Origin of the sequence: Sphingobacterium alimentarium (assembly GCF_004342685.1) — a bacterium.
In the GTDB taxonomy this organism is placed as follows: Bacteria; Bacteroidota; Bacteroidia; order Sphingobacteriales; family Sphingobacteriaceae; genus Sphingobacterium; species Sphingobacterium alimentarium.
Genome location: NZ_SMBZ01000003.1, coordinates 12,086 through 31,265 on the forward strand (window position 1 = coordinate 12,086; position 19,180 = coordinate 31,265).

At 39.2% G+C, this 19,180-nt stretch carries 15 protein-coding genes; 13 read left to right on the forward strand and 2 right to left on the reverse strand.

Annotated features, from left to right (window positions below; translation table 11 throughout):
• The first annotated feature begins 33 nt into the window (after window positions 1-33).
• Entirely contained in the window at window positions 34-3,162 is a 3,129-nt protein-coding gene (locus tag EDC17_RS01840) for a basic secretory protein-like protein (protein WP_243645944.1), read from the forward strand.
• 54 nt (window positions 3,163-3,216) lie between these two features.
• Here EDC17_RS01840 and EDC17_RS01845 read toward each other — a convergent pair whose 3' ends face one another.
• Window positions 3,217-3,534, reverse strand: a complete 318-nt coding sequence (locus EDC17_RS01845; RefSeq protein WP_132776325.1) for a GIY-YIG nuclease family protein — start codon at window positions 3,532-3,534, stop codon at window positions 3,217-3,219.
• Window positions 3,535-3,637: 103 nt separating this feature from the next.
• On the opposite strand from EDC17_RS01845, the gene EDC17_RS01850 reads away from it, so the two are divergent.
• From EDC17_RS01850 to EDC17_RS01895, 10 genes are all read left to right on the forward strand, one after another.
• Window positions 3,638-4,414 (forward strand): XRE family transcriptional regulator, encoded by a 777-nt coding sequence (locus EDC17_RS01850; RefSeq protein ID WP_132776327.1) that lies wholly within the window; start codon window positions 3,638-3,640, stop codon window positions 4,412-4,414.
• A gap of 102 nt (window positions 4,415-4,516) precedes the next feature.
• Window positions 4,517-4,981: a ribosome assembly cofactor RimP gene (rimP, locus tag EDC17_RS01855; RefSeq protein WP_132776329.1), complete on the forward strand. Its 465-nt coding sequence runs from the start codon at window positions 4,517-4,519 to the stop codon at window positions 4,979-4,981.
• 2 nt (window positions 4,982-4,983) lie between these two features.
• On the forward strand, window positions 4,984-6,222 hold the full coding sequence (gene nusA, locus EDC17_RS01860) for a transcription termination factor NusA (protein ID WP_132776331.1): 1,239 nt from the start codon (window positions 4,984-4,986) through the stop codon (window positions 6,220-6,222).
• A 106-nt stretch (window positions 6,223-6,328) separates the two neighbouring features.
• The gene (infB, locus tag EDC17_RS01865) at window positions 6,329-9,394 is read left to right on the forward strand and encodes a translation initiation factor IF-2 (RefSeq protein ID WP_132776333.1); all 3,066 of its coding nucleotides are present in this window, start codon (window positions 6,329-6,331) and stop codon (window positions 9,392-9,394) included.
• 87 nt (window positions 9,395-9,481) lie between these two features.
• Window positions 9,482-10,528 (forward strand): ferredoxin--NADP reductase, encoded by a 1,047-nt coding sequence (locus EDC17_RS01870; RefSeq protein ID WP_132776335.1) that lies wholly within the window; start codon window positions 9,482-9,484, stop codon window positions 10,526-10,528.
• Window positions 10,529-10,541: 13 nt separating this feature from the next.
• Entirely contained in the window at window positions 10,542-12,209 is a 1,668-nt protein-coding gene (locus EDC17_RS01875) for a PNGase F N-terminal domain-containing protein (RefSeq protein WP_132776337.1), read from the forward strand.
• 3 nt (window positions 12,210-12,212) lie between these two features.
• Complete coding sequence (locus tag EDC17_RS01880; RefSeq protein WP_132776339.1) at window positions 12,213-13,082, forward strand: hypothetical protein; 870 nt, start codon at window positions 12,213-12,215, stop codon at window positions 13,080-13,082.
• 4 nt (window positions 13,083-13,086) lie between these two features.
• Window positions 13,087-13,893: an alpha/beta hydrolase gene (locus EDC17_RS01885; RefSeq protein ID WP_132776341.1), complete on the forward strand. Its 807-nt coding sequence runs from the start codon at window positions 13,087-13,089 to the stop codon at window positions 13,891-13,893.
• Between the two features lie 15 nt (window positions 13,894-13,908).
• Window positions 13,909-16,233: a TonB-dependent receptor gene (locus EDC17_RS01890; protein ID WP_132776342.1), complete on the forward strand. Its 2,325-nt coding sequence runs from the start codon at window positions 13,909-13,911 to the stop codon at window positions 16,231-16,233.
• A gap of 2 nt (window positions 16,234-16,235) precedes the next feature.
• Window positions 16,236-17,015 (forward strand): DUF4249 domain-containing protein, encoded by a 780-nt coding sequence (locus tag EDC17_RS01895; protein ID WP_132776344.1) that lies wholly within the window; start codon window positions 16,236-16,238, stop codon window positions 17,013-17,015.
• Window positions 17,016-17,017: 2 nt separating this feature from the next.
• On the opposite strand, the gene EDC17_RS01900 is transcribed toward EDC17_RS01895, so the two are convergent.
• Window positions 17,018-17,626 (reverse strand): polysaccharide deacetylase family protein, encoded by a 609-nt coding sequence (locus tag EDC17_RS01900; RefSeq protein WP_132776346.1) that lies wholly within the window; start codon window positions 17,624-17,626, stop codon window positions 17,018-17,020.
• A gap of 88 nt (window positions 17,627-17,714) precedes the next feature.
• Here EDC17_RS01900 and EDC17_RS01905 point away from each other — a divergent pair, with 88 nt between their 5' ends.
• On the forward strand, window positions 17,715-18,635 hold the full coding sequence (locus EDC17_RS01905; protein ID WP_132776348.1) for a ComEA family DNA-binding protein: 921 nt from the start codon (window positions 17,715-17,717) through the stop codon (window positions 18,633-18,635).
• Window positions 18,629-19,159, forward strand: coding sequence for an adenine phosphoribosyltransferase (locus EDC17_RS01910; RefSeq protein ID WP_132776350.1), 531 nt, complete (start codon window positions 18,629-18,631; stop codon window positions 19,157-19,159). The genes EDC17_RS01905 and EDC17_RS01910 overlap by 7 nt, the downstream gene beginning before the upstream one ends.
• Window positions 19,160-19,180 lie beyond the last annotated feature (21 nt).

Sequence of the window (19,180 nt, forward strand, 5' to 3'; positions counted from 1 at the left end):
TTAATTATATTTAATATACTAACTGGCATAACTATGAATTTAATGTATAGGAAATATTTCACGACGATATTATATAGCCTGCTTTTGATATGCTTATGTAGTACGGCGCATGCGCAGTATTTTGGGCAGAATAAAATGCGCTACAAAAAGCTGGATTTCAAGGTCTATGATACCCCGCACTTCAATATTTACTATTACCTCAAGAATGACTCGATGATGCGCTGGCTATCCAAAGAGTCAGAAATTTGGTACGATTTGCATCAGCAGGTATTTCAAGATACATTCTTGCGCAAGAACCCAATTATAATTTATAATAACCACCCTGAATTTCAGCAAACAACAGCCATTTCTGGTGAAATATCAGTAGGAACCGGCGGTGTTACTGAAGCATTCAAACAGCGGGTTGTTATGCCAATCATGCAGATCAATCAGCAGACACGCCATGTGTTGGGGCACGAGTTGGTTCACGCCTTTCAATACCGGGTCATCATGGAAGGTGGGGATTCTACGCGTTTAGAAAATATAGGGAATATTCCCCTTTGGATGATAGAAGGTATGGCCGAATATTTTTCCATTGGCAAGAATGATGCTTTTACCTCTATGTGGATGCGTGATGCCTATTTGCACAAAGATATTCCTTCGCTCAAGCAGATGACGGAGCAGTCTTATGATTATTTCCCTTATCGTTATGGTCAAGCGTTTTGGTCTTTTATCGGATCGACATATGGCGATACGGTGATCATGCCATTGTTTATAGAAACTGCTAAATATGGCTATGAATTTGCGATGCGCCGTGTGTTTGGCTATGATTCGCAAACTATGTCCACGCTCTGGAAAAATAGCATGGAACAGGGATATCGTAATTTGGGAAAAGATACCACGACAAGACCAATAGGTGTGAGCTTAGTAAATACAAGCAATGCCGGAAATATGAACTTATCCCCATCCATTTCGCCGGATGGCAAATATATAGTTTACCTCTCCGAACAGGATTTATTTAGTATAGACTTGTATCTGGCGGATGCCCAGACGGGTAAACGGATACGAAAACTGGGGAGTAAACTCACCAATAGGGATATTGATGAGTTTAGCTTCCTCGAATCGGCGGGGTCGTTCTCACCTGATTCCAAAAAGTTTGCTTTTTCCGTATTCTCACAGGGTAAAAATAAACTCATGGTCGTCGACGTACAGTCTGGTAATCCTATTCTGACCGAAGCCATGGGGGATATCGTCGAATTTGCGAATATTGCTTGGGCACCAGACGGCGAAACGATTGCCTTTTCTGGTCTGATGGAAGGGCATTCGGATCTGTACACTTACAACACACGTACGAAAGAGGTTAAACAGTTGACAAAGGATGTCTATTCGGATTATCAGCCCAACTATTCCAGAGATGGTAAATATATCGTATTCAGTACAGATCGATTGGCATTGCAAGGAGACAATCGTTCGGTGAAAATCCCAATGAATCTGGCCATGTACGAAATAGCTACAGGAAAAATAACGAATATACCGGTGTTCCCTGGAGCGAACAATCTGAACCCTCAGTTTTCGGCTGATGGTACGGCAATATATTTCTTGTCCAACAGTGACGGATTCAGAAACCTTTTCCGATACCATCTCAATTCGGCTTCAGTGGAGCGTATGACGGATTATTTTACAGGTATTTCGGGTATTACTGAATATTCTCCTGCCATTTCGGTATCCGCTAATGATGATATCGTTTATTCTTTCTTTAAAAAGAAAAAGTACGAGATATTCCGCGCACATGCCAGCGACTTTAGTCCAGAATCAGTTTCACCTACCGAAATAGATATGACGGCAGCAATTTTGCCACCCAATGTCGATCGGGGTGTCAATGTTGTCAATCACAATTTGAGCAATTTCAATGTCTTCAATCGGATTTCGGACGATCAGATTAATAATATAGCCTATACGCCGAAATTTAAATTGGATTATTTAGCCAACTCAGGTGTGGGTATGTCTGTGGGATCCCGCTATGGTGCGGGTATCAACTCGGGTGTACAGGGGATATTTTCGGATATCTTGGGTTATAACCAAATATTTGCAGCGTTGAATATCAATGGGGAAATCTACGATTTCGGTGGTCAAGTTGCATATATCAACCAGCGCAGCCGCTTAAATTGGGGTGGTGCCATTTCGCACATTCCGTATATGACTGGTTTTTCGTCGTATGGATATGAGAATTTTGGTTATGGCGACGAGCCCTCCATAAATACCTATATTATTCGTACGTTCCAAACACAGGCCGAAGCCTTTGTGGCGCATCCATTCAACCGTAATCATCGTTTTGAAGTTGGCGCCGCCATCTCACGATACGGCTACCGGGTGGATAAATGGAGACAAAGTTATTTGTATGGCTATGGAGACCGTCAAAAAATATCCAACGAAGAAGCTTCAGAGATTGGTTTCGGAAATTTGGAACCTTTCGTCATCCAACAGGTGAATGCAGGTTTTGTAGGTGATAATGCTATTTTCGGTATCGCCGCACCATTGCAAGGATTCAGATACCGTGTAGGAGCGGAGCAATATTTTGGAGATTATAACTTCACCGCTGCCAATATAGATTTAAGAAAATATAACCGTTATAAGCCCGTGACAGTAGCAGCGCGCTTCTACTCTTATATGCGTATGGGTAAGGATGAACGTGCCTTATATCCAGTATATATCGGTTACCCGTATCTAATAAGAGGGTATGAAAGTGGTAATGTGGATGTAACTGGTAATGTAGGCTTCCAAGAGCTTTCGGGCTCACGTATGGCTATCGGTAATTTTGAGATACGTATTCCATTCACGGGACCTGAAAAGTTAGCCTTGGTCAAATCCGGTCTTTTGTTCTCTGATCTAAACTTCTTCGTCGACGGTGGTCTGGCTTGGTACGGTGGCAACACGATTAAGATGAGCCGTTCGGCTGATGATATCGTGCCGGCAATGAGCAACGGACAGCAAGTATTAGATCCATCAGGCAATCCTATCATGATTTACGATCCTAATATTCGTGTACCTGTATTCAGCGCAGGAGTTTCTTTACGTATAAATTTATTTGGCGCAATGATATTGGAACCTTACTATGCTATTCCATTCCAAAAGACAAAATCTAAATTTGGAACATTTGGATTAAACTTCGCGCCAGGATGGTAGTCCATATATCCACATAGCGATATGTTAAGGTTGTTAAGGAGCTGTTGTTTATGTCTAGGCATAAACAGCAGCTTTCTTTATTATAGCCGGCTCTATATTGTATATGCCTAACCAGTTCGGATTATAACGACGTATCAATTTTTCCTTTTGCATGCGTGTGTATGCATTCAGTTCATTTTTTCGGCGGTCGGCAGCTTCATAGCTATCAAATTCTTCCGTATGTACGATGCGTGAAAATTTTGGACCACGCAACATAAATGAGCTCGATGCATTTTGTAGTTCAAACAATTTTAGGGCAATGTCTTGACAATAACCAGCTTCAAGATAAACTCTATTCGCGTCTGTAGTGATATATACGATGTGCTTTGGCATAGTTTTTACTAAAATATTTGGGTTTACAAAATATGTTTACTAATTTTATTGGCACAATATTACTAATAATTTTAGTATTTAAAAATAATTTTGAAAAAATAATATGTCAAATATTGCTTCCAACCTTAAGTTTTTACGTAAGAAAAACAACTTGACACAACAGCAGTTTGCTGATTTAATGGAGATTAAACGTGCTTCAGTAGGTGCTTACGAAGAAGATCGTGCTGAGCCTAAATATGAATTGCTAAAAAAAATAGCTGAATATTATGGATTGAGTATGGATGAATTGGCGAATGATGAGATAAATGAGAAGTGGAAGCCTGTAGCAAAGAGTGATGCTTCTAATCTGCGTGTTCTCTCGGTGACTGTCGATGCGCAGGATAGAGAAAATATCGAATTGGTGCCGGTGAAAGCGAGTGCTGGTTATCTCAATGGATATGGTGATCCGGAGTATGTTAAAGAACTACCGAAGTTCTCTCTGCCAATGTTCAATCAAGGAACTTACCGAGCTTTTGAGATAAAGGGGGATTCCATGTTACCTTTGCCTAGCGGCTCGATTGTGATCGGGGAGTATGTAGAGGATTGGCAGGACATTAAGCCGGGGCATACTTATGTTGTGATTTCTAAGGATGATGGGGTAGTATATAAGCGTATTGCTTTCAAATATAAAGATGACAAAGGTTTAAAACTTGTTTCTGATAATAAGGTGTATGAGCCTTATTGGGTGCAACCATCCGATATATTGGAAGTGTGGAAAGCGAAAGCATATATCTCTACAGAATTCCCGGAACCGACTGCAGAGCCGACTATGGAATCGTTGACAGCAATGATGGCACAGATGCAAAAAACCATCAATTCGATCGTAGAAACGAAAAAATAGACATCAAAAAATTCTTGCTTGTGTAAATATTTTGTATATTTGCATTATCTGAAAGGAAAGGGGGCATGGAATGTCCCCTTTTTTAATTCAATTTCGAAAAATATGCAGATTGAAAAACGCGTTAAAGAGTTAGTAGAAGAAAAGATTGCAGATCGCGAGGATTTGTTTATAGTAAGTATTACCATGCTAAAAAATGGCGTTTTGTCCATTTTGTTGGATGGAGACAACGGGATAGCCATTGCGGACTGTGTGGCAGTAAGTAGACATGTCGGCTTTCATTTGGAAGAAGAGAATGTGATAGAGCATGCGTATCGCTTAGAAGTATCTTCTCCCGGTATTGATTCTCCATTGACGATGTTGCGCCAGTATACTAAGAATATAGGCAGAGATGTGCGGGTGAAATTGCTTAGTAGTGATATCAAAGAAGGTAAACTGCTGTCGGCTACGGAATCCGAAATTGTGATTGAAGAGAAAATAAAAGAAAAAGGTAAGAAAGCAGAATTAAAAGAAGCTGCTATACCTACAAATCAAATAAAAGAAACAAGGGTGTTAATTTCATTTAAATAAAAATGAGCAGCAATATTAATTTGATTGACTCTTTTCAGGAGTTTAAAGAGTTCAAAAATATTGACCGTCCAACGGTAATCACAGTACTGGAAGAAGTATTTCGTAGTATGATTCGTAAACGTTTTGGTACTGACGAAAATGTTGACGTAATCGTAAACCCAGATAATGGTGACTTAGAAATTTGGAGAACGCGTGTTGTCATGGAAGATGGTTTCTCAGAAGATGACGATTTAGAAATCGAATTGGCTGAGGCACATCAATACGATCCAGATTTGGAAGTAGGCGATGATTATATTGAGCAGATTACATTAGAGAGCTTTGGACGTCGTGCTATTTTAGCTGCTCGTCAGACTTTAGTTTCTAAAGTATTAGAACTAGAGAAAGATGAAGTTTTCAAAAAATATAAAGACCGTGAAGGTGAATTGGTAATCGGAGAAGTTTACCAAATATGGAAAAAAGAAATCTTAGTCTTAGACGAAGATGGTAATGAATTGTTATTACCTAAAACAGAACAAATCCCTGCGGATTATTTCAAAAAAGGTGATAGCATCCGTGCCGTAGTGCACAAAGTGGATATGATGAATAGTAATCCTAAGATTATTATTTCACGTACAGCTCCAGAATTTTTGCAACGTTTGTTCGAACTGGAAGTACCAGAGATTTTCGATGGTTTGATTACTATCAAGAAAATTGTCCGCGAACCAGGAGAGCGTGCTAAAGTAGCGGTAGAATCTTATGACGATCGTATCGATCCAGTAGGAGCGTGTGTGGGTATGAAAGGTTCACGTATTCATGGTATTGTACGCGAATTGCGCAATGAAAATATTGATGTGATCAACTTTACGACAAATTCATCGTTGTATATCACACGTGCATTGAGTCCGGCGCGTATTACTTCCATCAAAATTGATGAAGAAAACAAAACGGCAGCCGTATATTTAAAACCTGATCAAGTATCCTTGGCTATCGGTCGTGGAGGTCACAATATTAAATTGGCAGGTAAATTGACAGGATATGAAATCGATGTATACCGCGAGAATGACGAAGTAGAGGAGGATGTAGATATCGAAGAATTCTCAGACGAAATTGATAGCTGGATCATAGACGAATTGAAACGTGTAGGTCTCGATAGCGCGAAGTCAGTTTTAGCATTGTCACACGAAGAATTAGTGCGCCGTACAGATTTAGAAGAAGATACAATTCAAGAAATAGTACGCATTTTAGCATCAGAGTTTGAATAAAACTCTGATGTCAACATATGTTACATATAAAATGTAAATATTTGTTAAATGCGTGCGAAAAAATCATATTTTTGTAAAGAACAGAATTTTTAGAGGTTAATATTAGATGACAGAAGGTAAAAGCATAAACTTACTTAAAGCAGCGAAAGAGCTCAATATTGGTATTGGTACTGCAGTAGATTATTTAAAAGAAAAAGGGATCGAGGTGGAAGCAAAACCTACGACCAAATTATCTGCAGACATGTACGATGTTCTTTTGCGTAAATTTCAAGGAGATAAAATCGCAAAAGATGAAGCTAAACAAATTGTTATTGGCAAGATTCGTCGTGAAGAAACTCCTTCATCTGCAAGTTCTGCTGTAACTCAAGAATCATCTACTTCTAAAAATGATGATACAGAAAACGAAATTCTGATTAAAAGTCCTTTAGTAGTACCTCCTGCACCAGCTAAAGAAAAAGAAGAAGGAAAAGAGGAGACACACGGAAGCGCACTGAAAGTAGTGGGTAAAATCGATTTAGACAGTTTGAACAAACCTAAAACAAAAAAGGTAGAAGACCCTGTTGAAGAGAAAAAACCTGCAGCCGCACCTGCTGCTCCTGTCGTAGAGAAGAAAGAAGAGCCGAAGGTGGAAGCACCAAAGGCCGAACCTATAAAAGAAGAGGTCAAAGCACAACCTCCAGTAGAGGCTAAGCCTGTACAAAAACCTGTGCAACAAGTACCACAACAAAAGGTAGAAGCTCCTACTCCGGAAGAAGCTAAGCCTGCTAAAACAGAACAAACAATAGCAACACCAAAAAAAGTAGAAGAGAAAACAGAGCCTAAAACTCCTGTAACTCCTCCCGCACCAGCCAAACCAGCTCAGCCCGTGGATGATGTAATCCGCGCGCGTTCTGAAAAATTAGAAGGTCCGAAAGTAATCGGTAAAATTGAATTACCAACTTTCAAACCTAAGGAGAAGCCTGTGGCTTCATCTTCTAACGCCAATCAGGATAATAAACGTAAGCGTAAGCGTACGAACAAACCAGGTTCTCCAGTATCTCCTAACGATCAAAACAATCAACAAGGAGGTCAGCATAGACCAGGTCCAGGCCAACAAGGGCAAGGACAAGGGCAAAATAGACCTGGAGGTCAACATCCGGGTGGTCCAAGAGGCAATAACAACCGTCCAGGAGGAGGTAATCAACATCCTGGAGCAAATAGAGGACGATTTGATAATAGAAATAAAGGCGGAAGAAATGACGCTCCTAAAGAAGAATTATCAGAAAAAGATATCCAAGACCAAATCAAAGCAACACTTGCTCGTCTAAGTGGTGCGGGTAAGTCAAGTAAATTTGCTCAACGTGCTAAATTACGTCGTCAAAAACGTGATGATATAGCATTGTCGGCAGAGGAAGCAGCATTAGAACAAGAATTGCAAGCAAAAATTCTTCGTGTAACAGAATTTGTTACGGCGAATGAATTAGCAAACTTGATGGATGTACCAGTGACTCAAATCATCGCGACTTGTATGAGCTTAGGTATGTTTGTATCCATCAACCAACGTCTGGATGCAGAGACCTTGACTATCGTAGCAGATGAGTTCGGTTACCAAATCGAATTTATCAAGCCAGAAGATGAGGAGACTGCTGAATTAGAAGAAGCAGATTCGGAAGCAAACCTAGTTCCTCGTGCACCTATCGTAACGGTAATGGGACACGTTGACCACGGTAAAACTTCCTTATTAGATTATATCCGTAAAGCAAATGTTACTAAAGGTGAAGCCGGTGGTATCACGCAACACATCGGTGCATATGCCGTGAATTTGGATGATGGCCGTAAGATCACATTCTTAGATACACCAGGTCACGAAGCCTTTACAGCGATGCGTGCACGTGGTGCGAAAGTAACAGATATTGTTATTATCGTGATCGCTGCCGATGACGCGGTGATGCCTCAAACAAAAGAAGCAATCAACCACGCACAAGCAGCTGGTTCGCCGATTGTATTTGCTTTCACGAAAGTGGATAAGCCTGGAGCTAATGCAGATCGTATTCGCGAGCAGTTATCAGCAATGAACATATTAGTAGAAGATTGGGGTGGTAAATACCAAGCGCAAGAAATTTCGGCTAAGACAGGTGAAAATGTTGATTTATTATTAGAAAAAGTATTACTAGAAGCTGAGTTATTAGAATTAAAAGCCGATCCTAAAAAACGTGCTGTTGGTTCAGTAATCGAGTCAGCTTTGGATAAAGGACGTGGTATCGTTACTACGGTATTGGTACAAGGTGGTACCTTGCGTGTTGGTGATCCAATTCTTGCAGGTTCACATTCAGGTAAAGTAAAAGCTTTGACAAACGAAAGAGGAGAACGCGTGAAAGAGGCAGGTCCATCTGTTCCAGTTCAGATCTTAGGTATGTCTGGTGCTCCGACTGCCGGTGACAAATTGTATGTCATGGAGAGTGAATCTGAAGCACGTCAAGTAGCAAACAAACGTCTTCAATTGCAACGTGAGCAAGGTATGCGTGCTACTAAGCACATTACTTTGGATGAAATCGGTCGTCGTCTTGCTATCGGTAACTTCAAAGAATTGAATGTAATCGTTAAAGGTGATGTGGATGGTTCTATCGAAGCATTATCTGATTCATTATTGAAACTTTCTACCGACGAGATTCAAGTGAATATCATTCACAAATCAGTGGGTGCAATCTCCGAATCTGATGTATTGTTAGCTTCAGCTTCAGACGCTATTATCATCGGTTTCCAAGTGAGACCTACGCAAAATGCACGTAAGTTGGCCGAAGCAGAGCAAATTGATGTACGTCTGTACTCAATCATTTATGACGCTATCGATGAGCTTAAGTCAGCAATGGAAGGTATGTTGGCACCTAAATTTGAAGAGAAGATTGTTGCGGAAGTTGAAATCCGTGAGACATTCAAAATCTCTAAAGTGGGTACAATTGCCGGATGTATGGTGACTAGCGGTAAAATAGCGCGTAACAATGATATTCGTATCATCCGTGACGGTGTGGTAATTCATACAGGCAAGTTGGCTTCCTTGAAACGTTTCAAAGACGATGTGAAAGAAGTTGCTCAAGGTTACGAATGTGGTTTGAACATCGATCGCTTTAATGATATACAAGTAGGTGATATCGTCGAAGCATACGAACAAGTAGAAGTAAAACGTAAGTTGTAATCTTACTACAGATAATATAGATAAAACCTGACCCAAACGGTCAGGTTTTTTTATTGAGGTCATTTTTTATTTTTATCTTTAAGGTGTATGTATGACTTTAAAGTATCTGAAATAATAAGACATCCCAACGAGATCATTTCGATTCGTTTTATAGATTTGTCTGGTGAATTTCCAATATATAAAGCAGGACAGTTTCTTACCTTAGTGTTTGAATTTGGTGAGCGCGAAGTCCGTCGATCGTACTCTTTCAGCAGTGCGCCTGCTCTCAATGAGCCTCTAGAAATCACTATCAAACGTGTAGAAAATGGCGAAATATCCCGATTGCTGCATCATCAAATACAGGTGGGTGATAGAATCAAGGTTATGGAGCCGCAGGGGCTTTTTGTCTACGAACCACAAGTAGATAGTACACGTACAATATTTCTTTTTGCTGCGGGTGTCGGTATTACTCCTTTGTATTCTATCTTGAAAACAGCTTTAACGCAAGAAAATCAGACTAAAGTAGTCTTGATCTACAGCAATAGCTCCAAAGAAAGCACCGTATTCTATGATCAACTTATGGCATGGCAAGCACAGTATCCCGATCGCTTGGAAATAGAATACATATGGTCCAATTCCAAAAATCTAGCTAAGGCTCGCCTAAATAGAGAATATTTGATTGCATTGGTAAATGCGCACTTGAATACTTCACCCGATGAAGCCATATTCTATACTTGTGGACCTTTGTTTTACATGGATTTGGTTCGATTCACCCTTTTGGGCATGGGTTTTCCGGATGCCAATGTCCGCAGAGAAACTTTTTATTTTCCGGAAGAAGAAGAGGATGATGATGAGCGAGAGGAAGAAGTGGTGGATACGACACCTTATCGGGTTACGATCAAATTCAATGGACAAGATTATGATTTGGTGGTTCCTGCGAACGAAACCATTCTAAATGTGGGCTTGGCCAATAAAATCAAATTACCGTACTCCTGCAAATCGGGGATGTGTAGCACATGCATTTCCCAAGTCGAGCATGGCGCTGTAAATATGGATTATAATGAGGTATTGACAGATAGAGAAGTAGAAAGCGGACGATGCTTGATCTGTGTATCTCATCCAACCGTGGACGGAACTGTTATTGAAGTCCTATAAACCTACTATTATTATGAAAAGATTAGTATTTCTGCTGTTTACCAATTTTATTTTCCTAGCCAGCTCCGCGCAGGTATATAAAATCACATATAAGCCTACACGCAATGGACAAATTGTAGGGAATGATCCCATTATAGTTTTTGCGGATAGCAAGAAGAGCATCATTACCCGTGAAAGTATGCTGAATAAAGCGCCGAGCAGAACCGTCGAAGAAAGTATAGTAGACGTGGCTAAACGGATCATATACAAAAAATCAACTTTTGCGAATGGCAAGACCGTCATCACAGCCGATTCCTCCAGTTTCAGCAAAAATACTTTTCAAGCCAAAGATGAGCAAAAAGAGATCGTAGGATATAAAGCAAAGAAATCGGCAACTTCCATAAACTCCAATGCTATAGATATTTATTACACCACCTCACTGGGAATTCATGCGTCGCCAAATGATATCGGATTGGATCAGGGGTTGGTCTTGGAATATACACGGAATGGTAATTCGGGGCTCATCGCTACGAATATTGAACAGGTAAAAGCATTTCCCAGTGGATATTCTTTTCCCAATTCTGAAATGACGTTAGATATACTTACATATCGAGACGAGGTTTGGAAAAGTAAATTTATCCAGATACCCATATTCCGGGACGAAAAAATTTGTTTTGATCTGGATAATTTAAAATCAGATTCGGTATTACGGTTTGCGGAAGGAACAGTAATATTGCGAAAAATAAAGGTTCCGGAAGTCTCGGAAGATAGCCAAGCATTCATAGAATTGGTGGAAAAATCCAATGGTGACGCCTACGACAGAACTGGGTCAGTGTTTATGATTGCCGAGGACCAAGATCTAACCTTTTTGGATGGCATGAACAAGGGCATGGTCACCTTACCGAAGTATGATGTAGGTGATGGCAAAAATTATTTGGGTATGGTTCGTACCGTGAGCTTTTCTCCAATATTTGAGTTGATGCGCTTTTTCACACCGTTCGGCGTTTCGCATTTTAATGATCGCTTGACATTAAAAGGTAAAACGTGGCAAGATTCAGTGACTTATAGACAAGATGTGTCTGAATTTTTGCATACGATGTCCGGTAAAGAGATATATGTAGGAACGTATATTGGCAACTATGACAAAGGAGGTCACATCGTTAGTTTGGAATTGACGATACATCCTGGCAATTCAAACTACGGCAATCATACACAAGCATTATCACTTTTCAATACAACCAATGTCATGGAAATGGGCGGACAGACGTATCCTACCTTATTTGGTTCGGAAAAAGGTTTAGTAGTCGAATTTAAGTTGAAGTCAGATATAAAGAATGCTCGTTTAAGGTATATAACAACGGGACATGGTGGTTGGTGGAATGGCGATGAATTTGTGCCGAAGGTTAATTCAATTTTTTTAAACGATGCTTTAGTTTTCAAATTTACTCCATGGCGCGTAGATTGTGGCAGTTATAGACTGTACAATCCCGTGTCCGGCAACTTTGATAGCGGTTTGTCATCCTCTGATTTGAGCCGTTCCAACTGGTGTCCTGGCACCATTACTTACCCAAATTATATAGATTTGGGAGATCTTAAAGCCGGCAAACATAAAATTCGTGTCCATATTCCGCAAGGTGCAGCCGAAGGCGATAGCCAAAGTTTTTGGAATGTGAGTGGAGCTTTATTATTTGATAAAAACTAAAACATGAAGTGTACTAAAATATTTTCCATTGTCTGCATGCTGCTCCTGAGCACTATTTGCTTGCCACAGGCAGGCTGGGCACAAAGCCCGCAAAAATTAGGCAAGGTAAAAAGCGCACTGATAACCGAAATATCAGGCATTACGCCTTATGGCTATGGAGAAGGATATTTCTGGGTACATAATGATAGCGGTGATGGTCCTTTTGTATATCTCATCGATTCCACCGCAAATCTTAAAGTAAAAGTTGAGGTAGAGGGTGTTAAATTTACTGATGTTGAGGATATAGCTCGTTTTCAAGTTGATGATAAGAAATATTTGGTTCTTGCTGATATAGGAAATAATCTAAGAAATAGAGAGATACTCTCGTTGTATGTGATCGAAGAACCTCAGGTAACGATATCTAAAAGTTTGAATACAATTAGAGTCCCTTTGCTGAAAGAAATAAAGGTTCGATACAGTGATAAAAGGCGAGATGCTGAAGCTATCTTCGTGGATCCGACGGACCATCAACTATATATTACTTCCAAAAGAGATTTCGAATCGACAGTGTTCAGTTTACCCCTTGATTTAAACGGATCGACTGCGCATACGCTTCGACCTTTACTGACATTACCCTTTACATTTACGACTTCAGCTGATATTTCGGGAGATAGAAAATATATAGTAGCTAAAAATTTAACGACTATCTATATGTGGGAAAGGCAAAATGGGCAGTCTGTTATTGAAACGATGTCTCAAACCCCGCAAATAATTCCTTATATCATCGAACCACAAGGGGAAGCCATTTGTTTTGATTTATATAATCGCTTTTTATATACAATTTCTGAGCGTCCATTTGGTTTGGATTCCTATCTTTACAAATACGAATTTTAATATCATGAAAAACCTTTATTTTTTTGCTTTTATTGTTGCTTTAATTTTTGGAAATACGAGTTTTGCGGCCACAGTAGATACGGTTCAAGTATTTTCTGCCAGCATGAACAAAAACATTAAAACAGTAGTAATCCGACCCGATAATTCAAAAGATAAAGTTATTCCAACTTTGTATCTCTTGCATGGCTATGGCGGAGATTATGCCAATTGGGTAAATCGTGCGCCATACATCAAGACATTAGTCGATCGTTATAATTATATGGTCGTATGTCCCGATGGTGGTATCGGCAGCTGGTATTGGGATACAACACCAGATTTTCAGTATGAGACATTCGTAAGTAAAGAATTGATAAACTTTATCGAATCGAACTATAAAGTATGTAAACAAAAAGAAGGACGTGCCATCACGGGATTAAGTATGGGCGGTCATGGTGCATTGTACCTCGCTATTCGTCATCAGGATATTTATGGAGCTGTAGGTAGCACCGCAGGTGGCGTAGATATTAGACCATTTCCTAATAACTGGGAAATGAGCAAGCGATTAGGTGAATACAGCACAAATAAAGACAAATGGACGGAACATACCGTAATGGAGATGCTCCATCAGATTAAGCCTAACAGCTTAAAAATTTTTATTGATTGTGGATATGATGATTTTTTCTTTGCGGTAAATGAAGAGTTACATCGTAAATTAACGTATTTAAATATCACACACAGCTATTTGACAATGCCAGGCAAGCACAATTGGGAGTATTGGGTGCAGTCTATTAATTATCAAATGGCTTTCTTCGATCAATTTTTTAGACACTAACAGATAAATAAATATATGTTTCGTTATTACGCACTAATTTTAGTCGCCAGTTTATTTTATGGAAATGTTTGGGCGCAGGCAAAGATTAATATTAGTGGATATGTAAAAGATGCATCCACGGGCGAAGTATTGATCGGGGCGACGGTGCAATCTAAGGAGGCTAATCGCGCTGTACGTACCAATAGTTATGGTTTTTTTTCATTAGAACTTGAAAACAGTGAGAGTACACTAGTGATTTCGTATGTAGGCTATGTGCCCTTGGAGAGAACAATTAATCCGAATGAGGAAAAACGGTTCAACTTTGAACTATCTCCTATAGGACGTGAAATTGAGGAAGTAGTCATTTCGGGGCGAAAACAAAATAAAAATGTCACCAGCCCACAAATGGGTGCACTGAATTTCACAATCGAAGAAATTAAGAATGTGCCTGTATTATTTGGCGAACGTGACATATTAAAAACCATTCAAATGCTACCTGGAGTAGGTAAAGGGGGCGAAGGGTCATCCAATTTTTATGTGCGCGGAGGCGGTGGAGACCAGAATTTGATATTATTGGATGAAGCTACCGTATACAATGCATCGCACTTATTGGGATTCTTTTCGACTTTTAATTCGGATGCCATTAAAGATGTCGAACTCTTCAAAGGAGGTATACCTGCACAGTATGGTGGACGTATTTCCTCGGTAATGGATATACACATGATAGATGGCAATAACAAAAATTTCGCTGCCGAAGGTGGAATTGGGCTTATCGCTTCTAGATTGAAATTGGAGGGACCTATCGAAAAGGATAAAAGTTCATTTATGATCAGCGGCCGACGTACCTATGCAGATGTATTTTTGAAGGCTTCCAGTAATGAGACAGTCAAGGACAGTAAGCTGTATTTCTATGATTTGAATGCAAAAATCAATTATAGATTTAACGAGCGAAACACACTTTATGCTTCGGGGTATTTCGGAAAGGATGACCTTGGCTATGGTGATTTGTTTAGTTTTGACTGGGGTAACGCTACGGCAACAGTTCGTTGGAATCATATTTTTAATCAAAAACTCTTCAGCAATACTTCATTTATATACAGTGATTTCACATACAATGTAAATGTTAATAATGATAACAGTGATTTTGTTATAGCTTCAAAAATTGAGAACATTAATTTGAAACAAGATTTTTCGTATTATGCGGATAGCAAAAGTACATTCAAGTTTGGTTTCAATGCGTTGAAGCAAAAGGTTTCACCAGCAAGCCTTAATGCGCGCGCTAATTCGGCTGTAAATAGTATCAATATAGAAAACCGTCACGGCTTAGAACTAGCTGGTTATATTTCTCACGAATGGAATCCCGTATCCTGGTTTGCAATGTTGTATGGCTTACGGGCTACTGACTTCATGGTACAAGGTCCAGGTACTTTTTATACCTATGATGAGGATGGAGAGCCAGTGGGTGAAGAAAAACTTACCAACTCTAATATTATAAAGCATCATTTTAATCTGGAACCACGCTTATCGGCATCATTTATTCTGAATGAGACCCAAAGTGTGAAAACTTCTTACAATCGTATTGTACAGAATCTTCACCAATTGACCAACACGACATCTTCATTGCCGACGGATCAATATGTGTTGAGTAGCATCAATATACAGCCTCAATATGCAGATCAAGTGGCTGCAGGTTATTTTAGAAATTTTAATAACAATACGTATGAATTCTCTTTAGAGGGATTTTATAAATATATGGGGAATCAGATAGATTTCCGAAATGGCGCTGATCTGCAAGCTAATGAATACTTGGAAGGCGAGTTGCTGTATGGTAGAGGTAGAGCTTATGGTCTTGAGTTTTATTTGCGCAAAACCAAAGGAAGATTGAATGGTTGGGTGAGTTATACTTTAGGAAAGAGCGAGCGTCAGTTTGATCAAATTAATGAAGGCAGATGGTTTAATGCACGCCAAGATCGTACACATGATGTTTCGGTCGTGGGATTGTATCAATTGAGTGAAAAGTGGAATTTAGGTGCTAATTTTGTTTATTACACCGGTAATGCTATTACATTTCCAAGTGGAAAATATGAAGTGGATGGTCGTACTATATTTTATTATACAGAGCGCAATGAATATCGGATGCCGGATTATCACCGTTTAGATTTGTCGGCGACCTACGATCCTATTAAAACTAATAAACGTTTTAAATCAAGCTGGTCTTTTGGATTGTATAATGTTTATAATCGCAAAAATGCCTATATCATAGATTTTAGAGAGAATGATGATAATGCCAACATTACAGAAGCTTATAAAATAGCCTTATTTGGAATTATTCCTTCAGTAACTTGGAACTTTAAATTTTAGTTATGAGATTTTTACACCTTACTTTCATATTCGCTGCTTTGAGCTTAGTTTCGTGCGAGGAGCTGATTCAGATAGATCTGAATGAAGCTGATTCACGCTATGTGATCGAAGCCGATCTGACAAACTTAAGTGACGAACAAGCCATCTATGTGTCGGAAACTGTAGCTTTCGATGCTCCTGTTAAAAATACTCCAGTGAGTAACGCAGTCATCAATGTTCGCGATGACAAGGGAACGACTTATACATTTACCCATCAAGCAAACGGTAAGTATACAGCACCATTCAAACCGAAAGAAACGACTAATTATAATCTGACCGTGAATATAGATGGGGAGATATTCGAGTCATCTTCGTATATGCATGACTATATTGATGTCCGATCGACGGGAATTACAGAAGATGTAATATTTACAGATACGTTGTATTCCGTTTCATTGAAATTTGAAGATCCTAAAAATGTTCCTAACTATTATAAATATAATATTTCCATTAATGGAAAAGATTTTAGTTTCGCCAGTGTGTTTAATGATAAATTCAATGATGGTTTAATAGTTACACATGAACTTTCTGACCGTAAAAATAGTATTGAGTTGGGCGACACTGTTACCGTAAGGAGACAGATAATCGACAAAGGTGTGTATGATTATTGGAATGATCTGCAGTCTATCAATCCCGGAAGTGCAGCTCCCGCAAATCCTAAATCTAATATTTCCAATGGTGCGCTAGGTTATTTTAGTGTAAGCAGCAGTAAGATTTACGGTTTTAGAATTTCATTTAATTAAGACTAAAGGGTCTGAAATGTATATCCTTTAGCTAAAAAATATTCAAGCACCTTAGGTAGTGCATATTTAACCCTAGGAATGGCTTTAATGTTGTCATGAAAGACAATGATAGAGCCATTTTTAGTATAATTAATTACGTTCTGATAACACTTCTCCGTTGTTATCTTGGTATCAAAGTCTCCTGATAGCACGTCCCAATAAATGATTTCAAAATCTGATTTCAGCTTTCTCAATTGTGATTTTTTAGCCCTTGCATAGGGAGGACGAAATAGGGTAGAAGCAGTCAGTTCATGGCACTTGTACACATTTTCTATATATTCTTCGTCCGAATGTTTCCATCCTTTGAGATGATGAAAAGTGTGGTTACCTACTTGATGCCCCTCGCTAATCAGTCTTTCGAATATTTCAGTATGCTTTTTGATGTTTTCGCCTACACAGAAAAATGTCGCTTTGACTTGGTATTTATTTAATGTATCCAATATCCAGGGCGTAATTTCCGGTATCGGTCCATCATCAAATGTCAAGTATAGTTTTTTATCCTGCCTCGACTTATTCCAAGTTACATTCGGATAATACCAGCGTAAGAAAAAAGGGGCATGAATAAAATACATTTTCAAATCAAATTGATATTTTGCAAATTTAACGTAATCACATGTAATTGTTGAGCAATTTAAGATATTTTAAAGATTGATTTTCCCCATGAAAAAGTTCTTTAAATATTTTCATTTTAATACTGCTGAAAGGTATGGCTTAATCGTACTTACACTGGGTATATTTAGCATCAATATATTGATATTTATTTATCGGAAGTTTATCCCGAAAAATACGATTAAGTTTGAATTGACCAAGCTAGATGATGGGGCAGTCCTTACTGAAGCAGCCATTAACGAGGTATTCGAAGAATCTCAACGCAGGCCTTCTACAAATCCAACAGCTTCAATTCACTATTTCAAATTTGACCCGAACACTATTTCTCCTGAAGAATGGACACAATTGGGCCTCAGCGCAAAGCAAATAAAGGTGATAACCAATTACGTCGCTAAAGGTGGTAAGTTTTTCAATAAAGAAGATCTCCGAAAAATCTACTCTATATCCGAACGGGATTATGCCCGATTAGAACCTTACATCACAATCTCTACTCCACAAAAGACAGCTACAGTCTATCAGCCTACGGAACGCCCAACCAAATATTCTGAAAGTAATAGCAGGAAAGTTATTGTAAAAGTCAATGAAGCTGACACCCCAGCATTCAAATCATTACGCGGTATCGGGTCCGTGCTAGCTTCCCGTAATGTTAAATTTCGGGATGGGTTAGGAAGTTTCCACGATCTAAAACAGCTTAAGGAGGTTTATGGGATATCCGAAGAAACATTCCAACAAATAGCCGAACAGCTGGAGCTGGCAGGTCACCCAATTAAAAAGCTAGAAATTAACACCCTTGATATTAACGCCTTGTCCAAACATCCGTATATCAATAAAAAACAAGCGCAGCTCTTTGTCAATTTTAGAAATGAACATGGTCCGTACACTGATATGCGCAATTTATCACAAAATAAAGGGCTTGATCCAGAATTTTTGCGTAAAATTGAACCGTATTTAGAGTTTTTAAAAAAATGTTAGAAGAGAAGCTAAAAGCGGTAGTTCGAGATATTCCAGATTTCCCCCAACCCGGTGTTGTTTTCAAAGACATTACCCCAATTCTGAAAAACGCTACACTGTGTAGTGAGATAACTGATGCCTTCGTGGAGTATGTGAAATCACTAGATGTACAAGTTATCGCAGGGATCGAAAGTCGTGGTTTTCTCTTTGGGATGATGTTGGCGAATAAACTAGGAATTCCTTTTATTCCTATCCGCAAACAAGGCAAATTGCCGGCTCACACTATTGCCGAGTCTTATAAATTAGAATATGGTCAAGCGACTATAGAAATCCATGAAGATGCTTTCTTGCCCGGAACAAAAGTCTTGATCCATGATGATTTGCTTGCTACAGGTGGAACTGTCGTGGCAGCTGCAAAGTTAATCGAGAAGTTGGGAGGGGAAGTAGCAGGATTTTCTTTTGTAATCAATTTGGAATTTCTGAAAGGAGAGGGCAGGTTACACCGATTTAGTAATAATGTAATTTCATTGGTAGACTATGTATAGCTGCTCACTGAATAACTAGGC

Excerpts from the sequence above, each read along its gene's own strand:
- nusA (WP_132776331.1), top strand. The coding sequence starts at position 4,984 with ATGAGCAGCAATATTAATTTGATTGACTCTTTTCAGGAGTTTAAAGAG.
- EDC17_RS01910 (WP_132776350.1), top strand. The coding sequence starts at position 18,629 with ATGTTAGAAGAGAAGCTAAAAGCGGTAGTTCGAGATATTCCAGATTTC.
- EDC17_RS01840 (WP_243645944.1), top strand. The coding sequence starts at position 34 with ATGAATTTAATGTATAGGAAATATTTCACGACGATATTATATAGCCTG.
- EDC17_RS01850 (WP_132776327.1), top strand. The coding sequence starts at position 3,638 with ATGTCAAATATTGCTTCCAACCTTAAGTTTTTACGTAAGAAAAACAAC.
- EDC17_RS01875 (WP_132776337.1), top strand. The coding sequence starts at position 10,542 with ATGAAAAGATTAGTATTTCTGCTGTTTACCAATTTTATTTTCCTAGCC.
- EDC17_RS01870 (WP_132776335.1), top strand. The coding sequence starts at position 9,482 with ATGTATGACTTTAAAGTATCTGAAATAATAAGACATCCCAACGAGATC.
- EDC17_RS01845 (WP_132776325.1), bottom strand. The coding sequence starts at position 3,534 with ATGCCAAAGCACATCGTATATATCACTACAGACGCGAATAGAGTTTAT.
- EDC17_RS01890 (WP_132776342.1), top strand. The coding sequence starts at position 13,909 with ATGTTTCGTTATTACGCACTAATTTTAGTCGCCAGTTTATTTTATGGA.
- EDC17_RS01880 (WP_132776339.1), top strand. The coding sequence starts at position 12,213 with ATGAAGTGTACTAAAATATTTTCCATTGTCTGCATGCTGCTCCTGAGC.
- rimP (WP_132776329.1), top strand. The coding sequence starts at position 4,517 with ATGCAGATTGAAAAACGCGTTAAAGAGTTAGTAGAAGAAAAGATTGCA.
- EDC17_RS01895 (WP_132776344.1), top strand. The coding sequence starts at position 16,236 with ATGAGATTTTTACACCTTACTTTCATATTCGCTGCTTTGAGCTTAGTT.
- infB (WP_132776333.1), top strand. The coding sequence starts at position 6,329 with ATGACAGAAGGTAAAAGCATAAACTTACTTAAAGCAGCGAAAGAGCTC.
- EDC17_RS01900 (WP_132776346.1), bottom strand. The coding sequence starts at position 17,626 with ATGTATTTTATTCATGCCCCTTTTTTCTTACGCTGGTATTATCCGAAT.
- EDC17_RS01905 (WP_132776348.1), top strand. The coding sequence starts at position 17,715 with ATGAAAAAGTTCTTTAAATATTTTCATTTTAATACTGCTGAAAGGTAT.
- EDC17_RS01885 (WP_132776341.1), top strand. The coding sequence starts at position 13,087 with ATGAAAAACCTTTATTTTTTTGCTTTTATTGTTGCTTTAATTTTTGGA.